Annotated in this window: 16 protein-coding genes; 9 read left to right on the top strand and 7 right to left on the bottom strand. The window is 70.1% G+C overall.

All coding sequences use genetic code 11. The features are described 5' to 3' along the window. The first annotated feature begins 91 nt into the window (after nucleotides 1-91). On the top strand, nucleotides 92-700 hold the full coding sequence (locus ACTMVF_RS38125; RefSeq protein WP_441275667.1) for a DUF1349 domain-containing protein: 609 nt from the start codon (nucleotides 92-94) through the stop codon (nucleotides 698-700). Here ACTMVF_RS38125 and ACTMVF_RS38120 read toward each other — a convergent pair. Further along, nucleotides 660-2,048 (bottom strand): MFS transporter, encoded by a 1,389-nt coding sequence (locus tag ACTMVF_RS38120; protein WP_441275666.1) that lies wholly within the window; start codon nucleotides 2,046-2,048, stop codon nucleotides 660-662. The two genes, ACTMVF_RS38125 and ACTMVF_RS38120, sit on opposite strands and share 41 nt — an antisense overlap. 71 nt (nucleotides 2,049-2,119) lie before the next feature. On the opposite strand from ACTMVF_RS38120, the gene ACTMVF_RS38115 reads away from it, so the two are divergent. The 4 genes from ACTMVF_RS38115 (at nucleotide 2,120) to ACTMVF_RS38100 (ending at nucleotide 5,563) form a co-directional block, all read left to right on the top strand. Further along, a complete protein-coding gene (locus ACTMVF_RS38115) occupies nucleotides 2,120-3,115 on the top strand; it encodes a GlxA family transcriptional regulator (RefSeq protein ID WP_441275665.1) in 996 nt (331 codons plus the stop codon). Then, the gene (locus tag ACTMVF_RS38110; RefSeq protein WP_441275664.1) at nucleotides 3,112-3,618 is read left to right on the top strand and encodes an N-acetyltransferase family protein; all 507 of its coding nucleotides are present in this window, start codon (nucleotides 3,112-3,114) and stop codon (nucleotides 3,616-3,618) included. Before ACTMVF_RS38115 ends, ACTMVF_RS38110 begins: the two co-directional genes overlap by 4 nt. A gap of 76 nt (nucleotides 3,619-3,694) precedes the next feature. Then, nucleotides 3,695-4,411 (top strand): DsbA family oxidoreductase, encoded by a 717-nt coding sequence (locus ACTMVF_RS38105; protein WP_441275663.1) that lies wholly within the window; start codon nucleotides 3,695-3,697, stop codon nucleotides 4,409-4,411. 99 nt (nucleotides 4,412-4,510) lie between these two features. After that, entirely contained in the window at nucleotides 4,511-5,563 is a 1,053-nt protein-coding gene (locus ACTMVF_RS38100; RefSeq protein WP_441275662.1) for an aminotransferase class V-fold PLP-dependent enzyme, read from the top strand. Nucleotides 5,564-5,656: 93 nt separating this feature from the next. Here ACTMVF_RS38100 and thpD read toward each other — a convergent pair whose 3' ends face one another. From thpD to ACTMVF_RS38070, 6 genes are all read right to left on the bottom strand, one after another. Further along, the gene (gene thpD / locus ACTMVF_RS38095) at nucleotides 5,657-6,559 is read right to left on the bottom strand and encodes an ectoine hydroxylase (RefSeq protein WP_441275661.1); all 903 of its coding nucleotides are present in this window, start codon (nucleotides 6,557-6,559) and stop codon (nucleotides 5,657-5,659) included. 7 nt (nucleotides 6,560-6,566) lie between these two features. Continuing rightward, nucleotides 6,567-6,971 carry an ectoine synthase gene (locus tag ACTMVF_RS38090; protein WP_030051576.1) on the bottom strand — a complete coding sequence of 135 codons (405 nt, stop codon included), beginning with the start codon at nucleotides 6,969-6,971 and terminating at the stop codon, nucleotides 6,567-6,569. Between the two features lie 28 nt (nucleotides 6,972-6,999). Continuing rightward, nucleotides 7,000-8,271 carry a diaminobutyrate--2-oxoglutarate transaminase gene (ectB, locus tag ACTMVF_RS38085; RefSeq protein ID WP_441275660.1) on the bottom strand — a complete coding sequence of 424 codons (1,272 nt, stop codon included), beginning with the start codon at nucleotides 8,269-8,271 and terminating at the stop codon, nucleotides 7,000-7,002. Nucleotides 8,272-8,323: 52 nt separating this feature from the next. After that, nucleotides 8,324-8,830, bottom strand: coding sequence for a diaminobutyrate acetyltransferase (ectA, locus tag ACTMVF_RS38080; RefSeq protein ID WP_441275659.1), 507 nt, complete (start codon nucleotides 8,828-8,830; stop codon nucleotides 8,324-8,326). Between the two features lie 305 nt (nucleotides 8,831-9,135). Beyond that, a complete protein-coding gene (locus ACTMVF_RS38075) occupies nucleotides 9,136-9,663 on the bottom strand; it encodes a DinB family protein (protein WP_441275658.1) in 528 nt (175 codons plus the stop codon). Between the two features lie 157 nt (nucleotides 9,664-9,820). Continuing rightward, entirely contained in the window at nucleotides 9,821-10,921 is a 1,101-nt protein-coding gene (locus tag ACTMVF_RS38070) for a pyridoxal-phosphate-dependent aminotransferase family protein (RefSeq protein WP_441275657.1), read from the bottom strand. 184 nt (nucleotides 10,922-11,105) lie between these two features. Between ACTMVF_RS38070 and ACTMVF_RS38065 the strand changes: the two genes are divergently transcribed. Genes ACTMVF_RS38065 through ACTMVF_RS38050 form a run of 4 tightly spaced genes read left to right on the top strand, consistent with a single transcriptional unit; the run spans nucleotide 11,106 to nucleotide 14,740 of the window. Then, complete coding sequence (locus ACTMVF_RS38065; RefSeq protein WP_441275656.1) at nucleotides 11,106-11,957, top strand: transporter substrate-binding domain-containing protein; 852 nt, start codon at nucleotides 11,106-11,108, stop codon at nucleotides 11,955-11,957. 4 nt (nucleotides 11,958-11,961) lie between these two features. After that, nucleotides 11,962-12,804, top strand: a complete 843-nt coding sequence (locus ACTMVF_RS38060) for an amino acid ABC transporter permease (protein WP_441275655.1) — start codon at nucleotides 11,962-11,964, stop codon at nucleotides 12,802-12,804. Continuing rightward, complete coding sequence (locus ACTMVF_RS38055; RefSeq protein WP_441275654.1) at nucleotides 12,801-13,610, top strand: amino acid ABC transporter ATP-binding protein; 810 nt, start codon at nucleotides 12,801-12,803, stop codon at nucleotides 13,608-13,610. Before ACTMVF_RS38060 ends, ACTMVF_RS38055 begins: the two co-directional genes overlap by 4 nt. 35 nt (nucleotides 13,611-13,645) lie before the next feature. Next, the gene (locus ACTMVF_RS38050; protein ID WP_441275653.1) at nucleotides 13,646-14,740 is read left to right on the top strand and encodes an amidohydrolase family protein; all 1,095 of its coding nucleotides are present in this window, start codon (nucleotides 13,646-13,648) and stop codon (nucleotides 14,738-14,740) included. Nucleotides 14,741-14,776 lie beyond the last annotated feature (36 nt).

Below are 14,776 nucleotides of genomic sequence, written 5' to 3'. Positions count from 1 at the left end.
GCCGGTCGCGCAGTTCCCCGCGCCCCTTTGGGGCGTGGCAGATCCCGGCGCTGCCAGGATGCCGCGCGAGTTCTACTGAGACACTGTGGCGATGGACGTCGAACTTCCCCAACTGCCTTTCCCGCTCCGTAGCTACGGCCCCGACGGTCACTGGGCCTACGAGGACGGCATCCTCTCCGGATGGGCCGGCCCCCGGCAGGACCGGTTCGTGCCGCCCACCGGGGAGGCTCTGGATCCCGCCTCCGATGCGCCGCGGCTCCTCGGGGCGCCCGAGGGCGACTTTCAGCTCATCGCCCGTGTCACCGTCGGGTTCGCCGCCGCCTTCGACGCCGGAGTGCTCTACGTCCATGTCGGCGACCGCGCCTGGGCCAAGCTCTGCCTGGAGTACTCCCCGGACGTGCCCACCGTCTGCACGGTGGTCACCCGGGGGCACTCCGATGACGCCAACTCCTTTACGGTGGAGGGAAGTTCGGTGTGGCTCAGAGTCAGCCGCACCGGGCGTGCCTTCGCCTTCCACGCCTCCCGGGACGGCCGGCACTGGACCTTCGTCCGCCTCTTCACCCTCGGTGACGAGAAGGAGAGCGACGCCGCCCTGGTCGGTTTCATGACCCAGTCGCCGATGGGGGAGGGGTGTGTCGTGACGTACGACCACATCGAGTTCAGCCCGAACTGGCCGAAGGACCTGCGAGACGGCAGCTGAGCAGGCCCGTCACCGCCAGCAGGCCCGCGCTGATCACCAGGCTCAGCCGCATCCCCGCCACGAAGCCGTCGGAGATCAGCGCCCCGAAGACGGCGATGCCCAGCGCCCCGGCCGTCTGCCGCGCCGAGTTGAGGACACCGGCCGCCAGCCCCGCCCGCTCGGCGGGTACGGCGTCCAGCATCGCCGCCGTCAGCGGCGGCACCGTCAGGGCGCAGCCCAACGCCATGGGGACGAGGAGCAGGGCCACCAGGACGGGAGACGTCCCGGAGTCTGCGTACAGCATCGCGAGCAGCCCTACGACGGCCAGGCCCTGCCCCACCACCATGGGCACCCGGGCGCCATAACGGCCCGCGAGCTTGCCCGCCACCACGTTCGTCACCGCGATCAGGCCCGTCATCGGCAGGAACATCAGCCCGGCCTGGAGTGCGGAACGGCCCTGCACCTGCTGGAAGAAGAGCGAGAAGACGAACACCATGCTGTAGAAGGCCACGCTCACGGCCGCTCCCGCGGCCACCGTCACCGCGACGGTCCGGTTGCGGAAGAGGCCGAGGGGGACGACCGGGTGCGGCCCGCGTGCCTCGACCCGGAAGAAGGCCACAGCGGCCACCACGGCCACCGCCAGCGCCGCCCAGCCCGCCGTCCCGCCCTCGATCACCGCGAACGTCAGCGCCGTGAGCGCCACCACCGCCGTCACCTGACCGGGCACGTCCAGCGGCGCCGGGCGGCGCGCCGAGCGCGGGGCCCGGAGCAGCAGCAGGAGGATCAGCGCACCGACGGGAAGGTTGACGAAGAAGATCCCGCGCCAGTCCCAGGCCGAGGTCAGCACACCGCCCGCCACCGGACCCAGCGCCACCGCCGCGGAACCGCCCGCCGCCCACACGGCCACCGCGCGCGCCCTCCGCGCCGGATCGGCGTACGCCTGCCGCACCAGCGACAGCGAGGCCGGTAGTACGACGGCCGCCGCCACCCCCTGCACCACCCGCGCGCCGATCAGCGCCGGCAGGTTCGGCGCCAGACCGCAGGCCGCCGAGGCGAGCGTGAACACGGCGGTACCGAGCGCGTACGCCCGGCTCGCTCCCACCCGGTCCGAGAACGCCCCCGTGGACAGCATGAGCGCGGCGAAGGCCAGGGTGTAGGCGTCGACCACCCACTGAAGGCCGGACATCCCGCCCCCGAGGGAGGAACCCATCGCGGGCAGGGCCACGTTCACGATGGACGCGTCGAGGCAGACCAGTGCGAAGCCGAGGAGTCCGGCGGTCAGGGTGAGGGCGGCGGAGCGCCTGTCGGGCTCCAACCCGCCGTCCGGCAAGGCGACTTCGCCGCCCTTCAGGGTCTGGTTCGTTGACATGCCCTCCATGCTGCGGATCCGGACCGTCGTACAGTAGTGGCCGGAATGCCATGTACCCGGAGGTTCTGGCCATGTCCCAGTCGCGCGCCCCGCACCGCATCGCCGTCGTCGCGCCCTCGCCGGTCTCGATGTTCAACCTCGCCATCCCGGAGATGCTGTTCGGCAAGGTCGAGGTCGACGGGCGGCCCGGCTACGAGGTGGTCATCTGCGCGGCCGAGCCGGGACCGGTGCCCACCACCGGCGGCCTCGACCTGTACGTGCGGCAAGGGCTCGACGCCGTGCGCGAGGCGGACACGGTGCTCGTCGCCGGGACCGGGGAACCCTTCGAGCCGGAGCCGCGGATCGTCACCGCCGTACGTGAGGCGGCCGCCGACGGCAGGCGGATCGCGTCGCTGTGCACCGGCGCCTTCCAACTCGCCGAGGCGGGCCTGCTGCACGGGCGCAGGGCGACGACGTACTGGGCGCACGCCGAGGAGTTGCGCCGCCGGTACCCGCAGGTCCAGCTGTGCGGAGACGTGCTGTACGTCCAGGACGGGCCGTATGTGACCTCCTCCGGTTACGCCGCCGGCATCGACCTGTGCCTGCACATCATCCGCACCGACTACGGCGCCGCCGTCGCCAACGAGGTCGCCCGGCGTGCCCTCGTCGCGCCCGTACGGCCCGGCGGCCAGACCCAGTTCACGCAGACCCCGCTGCCGCCCGAGCGCGGCACGGCCTGCGCCGACACCCGCGGCTGGGCCATGCGCAACCTCGACAAGCCGCTCACCCTCACCGACCTGGCCCGCCACGCCGGTGTCAGCGTCCGCACCCTCACCCGCCGCTTCCACGCCGAGAGCGGGGTGAGCCCGCTGCAGTGGCTGCTCCACCAGCGCATCGAGCGCGCCAAGGAACTGCTGGAGACCACCGCCCTGCCCATGGACCAGGTGGCCCACGCCAGCGGCCTGGGCACGGCCGACTCGCTGCGGGGACATCTGGTCCGGCGTACGGGGTTGACGCCGAGCGCCTACCGGGCGCAGTTCAGTCGGCTAGGAACCGGAGCGGCGGCGGTCACGTCCTCCGCTGCATGATCAGCGAACGAGCAGTGATGCCGGGCAGAGTCATCCGCACCGCCGTGCCCGCCGAGGTGGAGTCCATCGTCACGCTGCACGCGCGGGCCCGGGCCACGTACTACCCCGACGGCGTCCCGGACGACGGCACCGACTGGCACGGCGCCTGGCGCAGTGCCGTCGAGCGGCCCGACGGACACGTCCTGTGTGTGGTCGAGCGGGGCCGGATCATCGCCCTCGCCTCCTTTCGCACCCCCGAGGGCGGCGCCGCGGACACGGTCAAGCTCTTCCAGTTCCACGTCGACCCCGACCACTGGCGCGGCGGCGTCGGTACGGCCCTGCACACCGCCTGCGTCGAGGAGTGGCGGGCGGACGGCAAGCGCACGGCCGTCCTCGACGTGCACGTCGACAACCGGCGCGCCCAGGCCTTCTACGCCCGCCAGGGGTGGATCCCGGACCCCGAGAACCCGCCTGTCGAGGGTGACCACCATCTGTTCCTGCGCTTCTCCGTGACCGGGGAATGAACGCGGCTACTTGAACGTTCACGTATGGGAGCGGAGAGAGCCTCCGCATCCCTACGAGCCGGAGAGAGCCACAGACATGCGCGTCGAGATCTGGAGCGACATCGCCTGCCCCTGGTGCTATGTGGGCAAGGCCCGCTTCGAGAAGGCGCTGGAGGCCTTCCCGCACCGCGACCAGGTCGAGGTGGTGCACCGCTCGTTCGAGCTGGACCCCGGGCGCGCCAAGGGCGACATCCAGCCCGTGATCACCATGCTGACCAGGAAGTACGGCATGAGCGAGGCGCAGGCGCGGGCCGGGGAGGAGAACCTCGGCGCGCAGGCCGCCGCGGAAGGCCTCGACTACCGCACCGAGGGGCGCGACCACGGCAACACCTTCGACATGCACCGCCTTCTGCACCTCGCCAAGGAGCACGGCAAGCAGGACGAGCTGATCCAGATCCTCTACCGGGCGAACTTCGCCGAGGAGCGGTCCGTCTTCTCCGAGGGCGACGAGCGGCTGGTGGAGCTGGCCGTCGCGGCCGGGCTGGACGCCGACGACGTCCGCAAGGTCCTCGCCGACCCGGACGCCTACGCGGACGACGTCCGCGCCGACGAGCGCGAGGCCGCCCAGCTCGGTGCGAGCGGCGTGCCGTTCTTCGTTCTCGACCGCAAGTTCGGCGTCTCCGGCGCCCAGCCCGCCGAGGTCTTCCAGCAGGCGCTGACGCAGGCTTGGGGTGAGCGGTCGCCGCTGACGTTGATCGACCAGGGTGACACGGACGGGTGCGGTCCGGAGGGGTGCGCGGTGCCGCAGCGCTGAGCAAGTCCGCAGGTCAGGGCCGTTCTATAAGCGTTGCTTAGCGGAACCACGCAAAGACTCGCAATGGACTGAGAGGTCTTCAGGGCACACAGTGGAGCCATGGAGAACTTCGAGAGCCTGGTCCGTGCCGAGTTCGCCCCGAAGAACGTCTATCTCAACACCGCGAGCACCGGGCTGCTCCCGGCCCGCACCGTGGCCGCCCTCGCCGAGGCGGCACGCATGCGGGCCGAGGGCAGGCCGCTGGGCCCCCTGCACGCGGACGTGGAGGCCGCCCGGGCCGCCTTCGCCCGGCTGGCCGGCGTTCCCGTCGAGCGGGTGGCGGCAGGTTCGTCCGTCGCCGCCTACACCGGGCTGGTCGCGGCCTCGCTGCCCGCGGGCGCCGAAGTTCTCACCGCCGAGGACGACTTCACCTCCGTCGTGAACCCCTTCCACGCCCGCGGCGACCTCAAGGTGCGCATCGTGCCCCTGGAGCGGCTCGCCGAATCCGTGCGGCCCGGCACCGCGCTCGTCGCGGTCAGCGCCGCGCAGTCCGCCGACGGCCGGATCGCCGACCTGCCCGCCCTGCGCGAGGCGGCCCGCGAGCACGGCGCGCGTACGTGCATCGACTTCTCCCAGGCCGGCGCCTGGCTGCCGATGGAGGCCGACGCGTACGACTTCACCGTGTGCGTCTGCTACAAGTGGCTGATGGGCCCGCACGGCGCGGGCTTCCTCGTCGTGCCGGAGGACTTCGGCGGACTGCTGCCGCTCCTGGCCGGCTGGGTCGCCGGGGAGAACCCGTGGGACAGCTGCTACGGCCCGGTGACCGAACTCGCCCACTGCGCCCGCCGGTTCGACCTGCCCCCCGCCCTGTTCAGCTTCACGGGACTGCGCCGCTCCCTCGAACTCCTCGAGGAACTCGGCGTGGACGCCGTACGCGCCCACGACCTCGCCCTCGCCGACCGCTTCCGGTCCGGTCTCGCCGACCTCGGCCACGCACCGGTGCCGGCACTCGGCTCGGCCATCGTGTCCGTACCCGGACTCGGCCACCGCCAGCCCGAGTTGAGCGCGGCCGGAATCGAGGTCTCCGACCGCATGGGCAACCTGCGCGCGTCCTTCCACCTCTACAACACGCCCGACGATGTCGATCGGCTGCTGGACGCCCTGTCTCCCTGAATGCCGAGGGACGAAACGGGCGACGCGGCCGCCGTACGGAACGTACTGGAGCGGGCCGCGTCGCCGGTGTGGCTGTGAGGGCACTACACGGGATCACTTCACCGGCGTGAAGTCCCTCGCGCCGATGAACTCCGGTCGCCGTACGGGAGCCGCGAAGGGCTCGACGGCCGTGTTCTCCACGCTGTTGAACACGATGAAGACGTTGCTGCGCGGGAACGGCGTGATGTTGTCCCCGGAGCCGTGCATGCAGTTGCAGTCGAACCAGGTCGCCGAACCGGCCTTGCCCGTGAAGAGCTTGATGCCGTACTCGGAGGCCATGGCGGTGAGCGCCTCGTCGGACGGGGTGCCCGCGTCCTGCATCTGGAGGGACTTCTTGTAGTTGTCCTCCGGGGTGGCTCCCGCACACCCGAGGAAGGTCTTGTGCGAGCCGGGCATGATCATGAGCCCGCCGTTGGTGTCGTAGTTCTCGGTCAGCGCGATCGAGACGGACACCGTCCGCATGTTGGGCAGACCGTCCTCGGCGTGCCAGGTCTCGAAGTCGGAGTGCCAGTAGAAGCCGCTGGCCCCGAAGCCAGGCTTGACGTTGATCCGCGACTGGTGGACGTACACGTCGGAGCCAAGGATCTGCCGGGCCCGCCCCACGACCCGCTCGTCGCGCACCAGGGAGGCGAACACCTCGCTGATCTTGTGCACTTCGAAGACGGACCGGATCTCCTTGGACTTCGGCTCGATGATCGAGCGCTCGTCCGCACGGATCGCCGGGTCGGTGACCAGACGCTCCAACTCCTGCGCGTAGACCGCGACCTCGTCCTCGGTGATGAGCTGGTCGATGGCGAGGAAGCCGTCGCGCTCGAAGGACTGCAGGTCGGTGGTCGTGATCGGACCGGGCGTGTCGGGGGAGCCCCACACGACGGGGTCCTGACGCGGGGTCGCCACCTCGGTGGCGCCGCGGCTGGGGTAGAGATCGGTGACGTTCGCGGTCATGGCGGTGGTCATGGGTTTCTCACACCTCCTCGGGCTCGGTGAGCAGCGGGTACACACCGTTCTCGTCGTGGTCCTCCCGGCCGGTCACGGGCGGGTTGAAGACACAGAGGCAGCGGAAGTCCTCCTTGATCCGCAGCGTGTGCCTCTCGTGCCCGTCCAGGAGGTACATGGTCCCGGGCGTGATCGCGTGCGTCCGCCCGGTCTCGTGGTCGGTCAGCTCGGCCTCGCCCTCGACGCAGACGACGGCCTCGATGTGGTTCGCGTACCACATCGACGTCTCCGTACCCGCGTACAGGATCGTCTCGTGCAGGGAGAAGCCGACCTTCTCCTTGGCGAGGACGATGCGCTTGCTCTCCCAGGTACCGGACGCCGATTTCACATGGCGGTCGGTTCCTTCGATGTCCTTGAACGAACGGACGATCACGGTGCTGCGATGCCTCCTAGGTGGTGTTTCAGATGGTTTCCCGGACGGAGCGGGCGAGGACGCTGAGTCCCTCGTCCAGCTCCTCCGGGGTGATCGTGAGCGCCGGAAGCAGCTTCACGACCTCGCTCTCGGGGCCCGACGTCTCGATGAGCAGCCCGAGTTCGAACGCGCGGTGCGCGACGCGTCCGGCGCGCTCCTTGTCGTGGAACTCCAGGCCCCACACGAGCCCGCGCCCGCGGTACTCCTTCACGTCGGCGAGGTTCTCCTCGGTGATGGAGATGAGCGCCTGCTCGATCTGCTCGCCGCGCCCCCGGGTCTGCTTCTCCATCGCGGACCCATCCGCCCAGTACGTCTCCAGGGCGGCGGTGGCCGTGACGAAGGCGGGGTTGTTGCCGCGGAAGGTGCCGTTGTGCTCGCCCGGCTCCCAGATGTCCAGCTCGGGCTTGAACAGGCAGAGCGACATGGGCAGTCCGTAGCCGCTGATCGACTTCGACACGGTGACGATGTCGGGCGTGATGCCCGCCTCCTCGAAGGAGAAGAAGGCACCGGTACGACCGCAGCCCATCTGGATGTCGTCGACGATGAGCAGCATGTCCTGCCGCTCGCACAGCTCGGCGAGCGCCCGCAGCCACTCCGGGCGGGCGACGTTGATGCCGCCCTCGCCCTGCACGGTCTCCACGATCACGGCGGCGGGCTTGTTCAGCCCGGACCCCTGGTCCTCGAGCAGCCGCTCGAACCAGAGGAAGTCCTCGACCTTGCCGTCGAAGTAGTTGTCGAACGGCATCGGCGTGCCGTGCACGAGCGGGATGCCGGCACCGGCCCGCTTGAAGGCGTTGCCGGTGACGGCGAGTGAGCCCAGCGACATGCCGTGGAAGGCGTTGGTGAACGAGACGATGGCCTCGCGCCCCTTCACCTTCCGCGCCAGCTTGAGCGCCGACTCGACGGCGTTCGTCCCGGTCGGCCCCGGGAACATGACCTTGTACGGCAGGTCGCGCGGCCGCAGCACGATGTTCTGGAAGGACTCCAGGAACGCCCGCTTGGCGCTGGTGGACATGTCGAGCCCGTGCGTGACGCCGTCCCGCTCCAGGTAGTCGATCAACGCCCGTTTCAGGACGGGGTTGTTGTGCCCGTAGTTCAGCGAACCGGCGCCGGCGAAGAAGTCCAGGTACTCGTGGCCGTCCTCGTCGTACATACGGCTGCCGCGCGCGCGGTCGAACACGGTGGGCCAGCCGCGGCAGTAGCTGCGCACTTCGGACTCCAGGGTCTCGAAGACGCTGAGGTCGGGCTGGGTGATGGTCACGACGAATCGCTCCTCGGTGCGTGGGGGGAGTCGGGGAAGTCAGTGGGGGAGGTCACAGGGAGAGGGGACCGATGCGGTACAGGACCTCGGGGTCGTGGGGCCCGTCCGGGAACACACTCGTGGGGAACAGCACCTCGCGCTCCAGGGCGGCCCCGTGCCGCTCGGCGAAGGAGCGGAACAGCCGCTCGGAGGCGGTGTTGCCGGGTGTGATGGTGGTCTCGACGCTGGTGACGCCGTACTCGGCGCCGACGCGTGCGACGAGCCCGTCGAGCAGCGAGGCGGCGACCCCGCGTCCGCGCTGGGCGTCATCCACGGCCACCTGCCAGACGAGCAGGGTGCGCGGGCGCTCCGGCCGTACGTACCCGGTGACGAAGCCGACCGGCTCCCCGCGCTCGTCGCGGGCGACGGCCGATGTGCCGGCGAAGTCGCGGCACCACAGCAGATAGCTGTACGACGAGTTCAGGTCGAGGGCCTTGGAGTCTCTGGCAATCCGCCACAGCGCGGCCCCGTCGGCCACCGCCGGACGGTCGATTTGCAGGTCTGCTTGTGCGGCAGTCATGCGAATTGAATTTACCGAGGGAAATTCGAAATTGCATGGCCGTGAGGGGTTACGTGTGCGGACCGGGTGTGTTATCACGCGGGCGTGAGTGGCAGCGCGGGGCGGGGGTGAATCACACTGTTTGTCCGGTTAATACCGGGCAAAAAGGTCGCGATGTGGAACGCGTCACAGCCATGTAACTCCCACGAGATCTGCCCGAATTCCCCCGGTTGGTGTTCGCGGAATCTTTGCGTTTAGGTCTGGCGAAAGCGGGCAGAAGAGAATGGGAAGCTGCCCTGGAAAGGAATTCGAGAATTGCGCCGAATTCAGGCTCCGGTAACTCCGTCGATACGCTCGCGCAGAATGTCGGCGTGGCCGTTGTGCCGCGCGTACTCCTCGATCATGTGAATGAGCACCCATCGCAGACTGACCTCGACCCCGGCCATCGGCCCGTCCACGATCCGCCCGACGCTGTCCGGCGTCCGACCGGCGTACACCTCCCGGCCCCGCGCGATCTCGTGCCGCCACGCCGTGAGCGCCTCCTCGATGCCGCGCCCGGGATCGAGGGCGTACCCCGTCTTCTCCTCGAACACCGGTGGCACGTCGAGTCCCCCCACCACCCGCTGGAACCAGTTCCGCTCGACCTCGGCGAGGTGCTGCACGAGCCCGAGCAGCGTCAACATGGACGGCTCCGCCGAGGCCAGCCGCACCTGTGTGTCGTCCAGCCCCGCGCACTTCAGCGCCAAGGTGGCCCGGTGGAACTCGAGCCAGCTCTCCAGCATGGGGAGCTCGTCGCCGGTCGTGACGGGGATGGGGCGGCCGTCGGGGAGGGTCTGGGGCGTGTCGGTGGTCATGCGGGCAGCATGGCAGGAGGGACTGACAGCGGCACAGGCTTCAGTCCCTCCGGCGTTTGAGGAGCGGGGGTCCAGGGGGCGGAGCCCCCTGGCGGGGGCGAAGGGGCGGAGCCCTTTGAGGATGGGATGGGCAGGGGCGGCGGGGGCGAAGAGCCCACTACCGCCGGCCGGCATCCACCGCCCGCAACGCCCCCTCCAGATCCACACCCAGCCCCTTCTCCGCCAGCGCAGCCCCCAGCGCCGCCACACACCCCCGCACCACATCCACCGTCGCATCCACCCCGTAGTGATTGACCCGAATCATTTCCTTGGCCAACGCCCCGCCCCCCGCGGCCAGCGGCAACGCGGGATCCGACGCCAGCGCCCGAGCCACCACCTCCGACGCCACCACCCCCGCCGGCGCCCGAAGCGTCGTAGCGACCGGCGCAGCCTCCGCGCAGTCGTACACGTACGGCTCCAACCCCCCACCCAGCGCAACCGCCCCGGCCCGAGCAGACAGCGCGGCGGCCCGGTGCCGGGCCATCACCGCATCCAGCCCGGCCACCTCGATCCGCTCCACACACGCCTCCAGCGCCAGCATCTCCAGCTGCGCGGGCGCATGCAGCAGCGCCTTCCGCCCCCCGTCGATCCACCGCTCCTTCCAGTCGAGCAGCGACAGATACGACCGCCGCGGCGCCCTGGGATTCGCCGCCATCCGAGCCCACGCCCGCTCGCTCACCGACACCGCCGACACCCCGGCCGGCCCGCCCATCGCCTTCTGCGCCCCGATGACGCACAGGTCCACGCCCCACGCGTCCGGCAACACCGGCTCGGCCCCGATCGACGCCACGGCGTCCAGGTAGAACAGCGCCCCGTGCGCCTTCACGACTTCACCGATCTCCGCGACGGGATTGGTGTTGCCGGTGGCCGCCTCCGCGTGCACCAGGGACACGAAGTCGATCTCCGGATGCTCGGCGAAGGCCTGCCGGATCTGGTCCGCCGTGACCGCCGTATGGAAGGGCACCGCCAGATCGATCACGGTCGCGCCGCAGTCCCGCAGCCAGTCGCCGAAGGTCTGCCCGTACGGACCGGTGATCACGTTCAACGCGACCGTGCCGGGCCCGGCCGTCCCCCGGATCGCCCCCTCCAGCGGCAGCAGCGCCTCGCCCTGCATGATCACGACGTCCTGCCCGGTCCCGAGCAACCGCGCCACCCGGTCCTCGATGGCGGCGAATCGGGCGGCGCTCAGCGGGGCCAGGTCCAGGAAGGGATGGGTCACGGCGGGGCTCTCTTCGCTCTCTACGCTCCGGGGATCGACGTGACGAGCGTAACCGCGAACCCCAACACCCCTTCCCGTGCCCGACTTCTTAGGTCGAACGGCCCCTTAACCATCGGTTTGGTTTGGGGATCCCAAACCTCTCCTTATAATCGGAACCCACAGTTCCCTGACAGGAGGCCCCCCCGTGAAGACGACCCTCGGGCGCCGGACCCGCATTCTGGCCGCCACCACCGCGACGGCCGGGCTGGTGCTCGTGGCCGGCTGCTCCTCCGACGACAACGGCGGCAGCGCTACGAAGACCGCGGCCGGCGGTGTCGAAGTCGTCAAGGCGGGCCAACTCACCACCTGCACCCACCTGCCTTACCCGCCCTTCCAGTCGGAGATCGACGGCAAGGTGCAGGGCTTCGACGTCTCCCTCGTCGACCTGGTCGCGGAGGACCTCGGCGTGAAGCAGGCGATCGTCGACCAGCCCTTCGAGAACTTCAAGACCGGCGGTTCCCTCAACGCCGGCCAGTGCGACCTCGCCGCCGCCGGCATGACCATCACCGAGGAGCGCAAGAAGAACGTCGACTTCTCGGACCCGTACTTCGAGGCCACCCAGGCCGTCCTCGTCGACAAGAAGAGCGGCATCTCCTCCTTCGCCGACCTCAAGGGCAAGAAGGTCGGCGCCCAGGCGCAGACCACCGGCGAGGACTACGCCAAGAGCAAGGGCCTGGACCCCGTCTCCTTCGAGTCCTCCGACGCCGTGATCAACGGCCTGCGCACCGGCCAGGTCCAGGCCGTCGTCATCGACTACCCGGTCGTCCAGGGCTGGCTGAAGGACAAGGCCAACGCCGCCGCCTTCGAGGTCGCCGAGCAGATCAACACCGGTGAGCAGTACGGTTTCACGGTGAAGAAGGGCAACGACAAGCTCCGCGAGGCCATCAACAAGGCGATCAAGGACGCGAAGGCCGACGGCACGTATAAGAAGCTCTACGAGCAGTGGATCGGCCCGTACGACGAGTCCGCCGCCTCCGCCTCGCCCGCAGCCTCCTGACCTCATGACCGACACAACCGGCAACGACGTACGACTCCAGCCGAAGAAAAAGGGCCTGACCCGGCGTCAGAAGCGCAGCCTGTCGCGCGGCGTCCAGTACGTCGTCTTCGTCGCGGCCGTGATCGCCTTCGCGGTCGCGGCCGACTGGGACCGGCTGCGGAACCAGTTCGCGCAGAAGGCCATCGCGGAGCAGATGTTCCCCGAGGTCCTCACCCTCGCGCTGAAGAACACCGTGCTGTACACCGTCTCCGGCTTCGCCGTCGGACTGGTCCTCGGCATGGTGATCGCGCTGATGCGGCTGTCGTCCGTGGGGCCGTACCGCTGGCTCGCGGGTGTCTACATCGAGATCTTCCGCGGTCTGCCCGCCCTGCTGATCTTCATCTTCATCGGGGTCGCCGTACCGCTGGCCTTCCCGGGGACGGAGATTCCCGGCGGCACCTACGGCAAGGTGGCCCTCGCGCTCGGCCTGGTGGCGGCCGCGTACATGGCGGAGACGATCCGCGCGGGCATCCAGGCGGTGCCCAAGGGGCAGATGGAGGCGGCGCGTTCGCTCGGCTTCTCGCCGGCCCGCGCCATGATCTCGATCATCATCCCGCAGGCGTTCCGGATCATCCTCCCGCCGCTGACCAACGAACTCGTCCTGCTCTTCAAGGACTCCTCGCTGGTGCTGTTCCTCGGTGTGACGCTGGAGGAGCGGGAACTGTCCAAGTTCGGCCGCGACCTGGCCAGCCAGACCGCCAACTCCACGCCGATCCTGGTCGCCGGCCTGTGCTATCTGCTGGTCACGATCCCGCTCGGCTTCGTCGTACGCCGTATGGAGGCGAAAGCCCAGGAGGCCGTGAAGTGACAGAGAAGACGCTTGGCTCCCGACCGGAGATCGAAGTCCGCGGCCTGCACAAGTCCTTCGGCGACAACCAGGTGCTGCGCGGCATCGACCTGGAGATCGGCCAAGGCGAGGTCGTGTGCGTCATCGGCCCGTCCGGCTCCGGCAAGTCGACGCTCCTTCGCTGCGTGAACCTGCTCGAAGAGCCCACCAAGGGCCAGGTCTTCGTCGGCGGCACCGAGCTCACCGACCCGGACGTCGACATCGACGCCGTACGCCGCCGGATCGGCATGGTCTTCCAGCAGTTCAACCTGTTCCCGCACCTCACGGTGACCGAGAACCTCAGCCTGCCGCAGCGCCGGGTCCTCAGGCGCGACAAGGCCGCGGCCGCGAAGGTCGCCGCCGAGAACCTGGAGCGGGTGGGCCTTGCGGAGAAGGCGACGGCGTACCCGTCCTCCCTCTCCGGCGGCCAGCAGCAGCGCGTCGCCATCGCCCGCGCGCTCGCCATGGGCCCCGAGGTGATGCTCTTCGACGAGCCGACGTCGGCGCTGGACCCGGAGCTGGTGGGGGACGTCCTGGCCGTCATGCGCATGCTCGCGAACGAGGGCATGACGATGATGGTCGTCACCCACGAGATGACCTTCGCCCGCGAGGTCGCCGACCGCGTCGTCTTCATGGACGGCGGAGTGATCGTCGAGGACGGCACCCCCGACCAGGTCATCGGCAACCCGCGGCACGAGCGCACCCGCCACTTCCTGTCACGGCTCCTGGACCCGGCGATGGCCGAGGTGGAGGAGGAGACCTCGGACCAGGTGGGCAAGGGGGACTAGCCGGTCATCCGGGTCCGGTCACTAAGGTGCAGTACATGAGCGATCGCGCGGGTGTGCTGCACGTGAAGGGCCGGGTCCTCGTCGGGCCGGACGATGTCCGGGACGAGCTGTGGGTCGTCGACGGCCGGATCTCGTACGACCGGCCCGTCGGCGCCCGCGACATGCGGACCGTCGAGGGCTGGGCCCTGCCCGGCCTCGTCGACGCGCACTGTCATGTGGGCCTCGGCGCGCACGGCCCGGTCGACGACGGCACCGCGGAGAAGCAGGCGCTGACCGACCGCGACGCGGGCACCCTGCTGATCCGTGACGCGGGCTCGCCCTCCGACACCCGCTGGGTCGACGACCGCGAGGACCTGCCGAAGATCATCCGGGCCGGCCGGCACATCGCCCGCACCCGCCGCTACATCCGTGGCTACGCCCACGAGATCGAACCGGAGGACCTGGTCGCCTATGTCGCCCAGGAGGCCCGGCGCGGTGACGGCTGGGTCAAGCTGGTCGGCGACTGGATCGACCGCGATCTCGGAGACCTCGCGCCCACCTGGCCGCGGGAAGCGGTCGAGGCCGGCATCGCGGAGGCGCACCGGCTCGGCGCCCGGGTCACCGCGCACTGCTTCTCCGAGGACTCGCTCCAGGACCTGGTCGAGTCGGGCATCGACTGCATCGAGCACGCGACGGGACTGACCGACGACCTGATCCCGCTGTTCGCCGAGCGCGGGGTGGCGATCGTCCCCACCCTCGTGAACATCGCGACCTTCCCGAAGCTGGCCGACGGCGGCGAGTCCAGGTTCCCCCGCTGGTCGGCCCATATGCGCCGGCTCCACGAACGCCGCTACGACACGGTCCGCGCCGCTTACGACGCCGGCATCCCGGTCTTCGTGGGCACCGACGCGGGCGGCACCCTGCCGCACGGTCTGGTGGCGGCCGAGGTGGCGGAACTGGTCACCGCCGGCATCCCCGCGGTCGAGGCGCTCGCGGCGACGACCTGGTCGGCCAGGGCGTGGCTCGGCCGTCCCGGCCTGGAGGAGGGGGCGGCGGCGGACCTCGTGGTGTACGACTCCGACCCGCGGGCAGACGTACGGGTGCTGGCGGCGCCTCGGCGGGTCGTCCTGAACGGGAAGATCATGGGCTGAGGCGGCCGTTGCGCCCGTGGCTGTGGAGAACGTGCG

Source organism: Streptomyces sp. SD31, from assembly GCF_052068475.1.
Classification (GTDB): Bacteria; Actinomycetota; Actinomycetes; order Streptomycetales; family Streptomycetaceae; genus Streptomyces.
Note: the sequence above shows the minus strand (reverse complement) of the source record. Positions and strands in the feature narration are given on the sequence as shown.

Bases quoted from the DNA above. Each gene is read 5' to 3' on its own strand.
- ACTMVF_RS38125 (WP_441275667.1), top strand. From the start codon at position 92: ATGGACGTCGAACTTCCCCAACTGCCTTTCCCGCTCCGTAGCTACGGC.
- ACTMVF_RS38120 (WP_441275666.1), bottom strand. From the start codon at position 2,048: ATGTCAACGAACCAGACCCTGAAGGGCGGCGAAGTCGCCTTGCCGGAC.
- ACTMVF_RS38115 (WP_441275665.1), top strand. From the start codon at position 2,120: ATGTCCCAGTCGCGCGCCCCGCACCGCATCGCCGTCGTCGCGCCCTCG.
- ACTMVF_RS38110 (WP_441275664.1), top strand. From the start codon at position 3,112: ATGATCAGCGAACGAGCAGTGATGCCGGGCAGAGTCATCCGCACCGCC.
- ACTMVF_RS38105 (WP_441275663.1), top strand. From the start codon at position 3,695: ATGCGCGTCGAGATCTGGAGCGACATCGCCTGCCCCTGGTGCTATGTG.
- ACTMVF_RS38100 (WP_441275662.1), top strand. From the start codon at position 4,511: ATGGAGAACTTCGAGAGCCTGGTCCGTGCCGAGTTCGCCCCGAAGAAC.
- thpD (WP_441275661.1), bottom strand. From the start codon at position 6,559: ATGACCACCGCCATGACCGCGAACGTCACCGATCTCTACCCCAGCCGC.
- ectA (WP_441275659.1), bottom strand. From the start codon at position 8,830: ATGACTGCCGCACAAGCAGACCTGCAAATCGACCGTCCGGCGGTGGCC.
- ACTMVF_RS38075 (WP_441275658.1), bottom strand. From the start codon at position 9,663: ATGACCACCGACACGCCCCAGACCCTCCCCGACGGCCGCCCCATCCCC.
- ACTMVF_RS38060 (WP_441275655.1), top strand. From the start codon at position 11,962: ATGACCGACACAACCGGCAACGACGTACGACTCCAGCCGAAGAAAAAG.
- ACTMVF_RS38050 (WP_441275653.1), top strand. From the start codon at position 13,646: ATGAGCGATCGCGCGGGTGTGCTGCACGTGAAGGGCCGGGTCCTCGTC.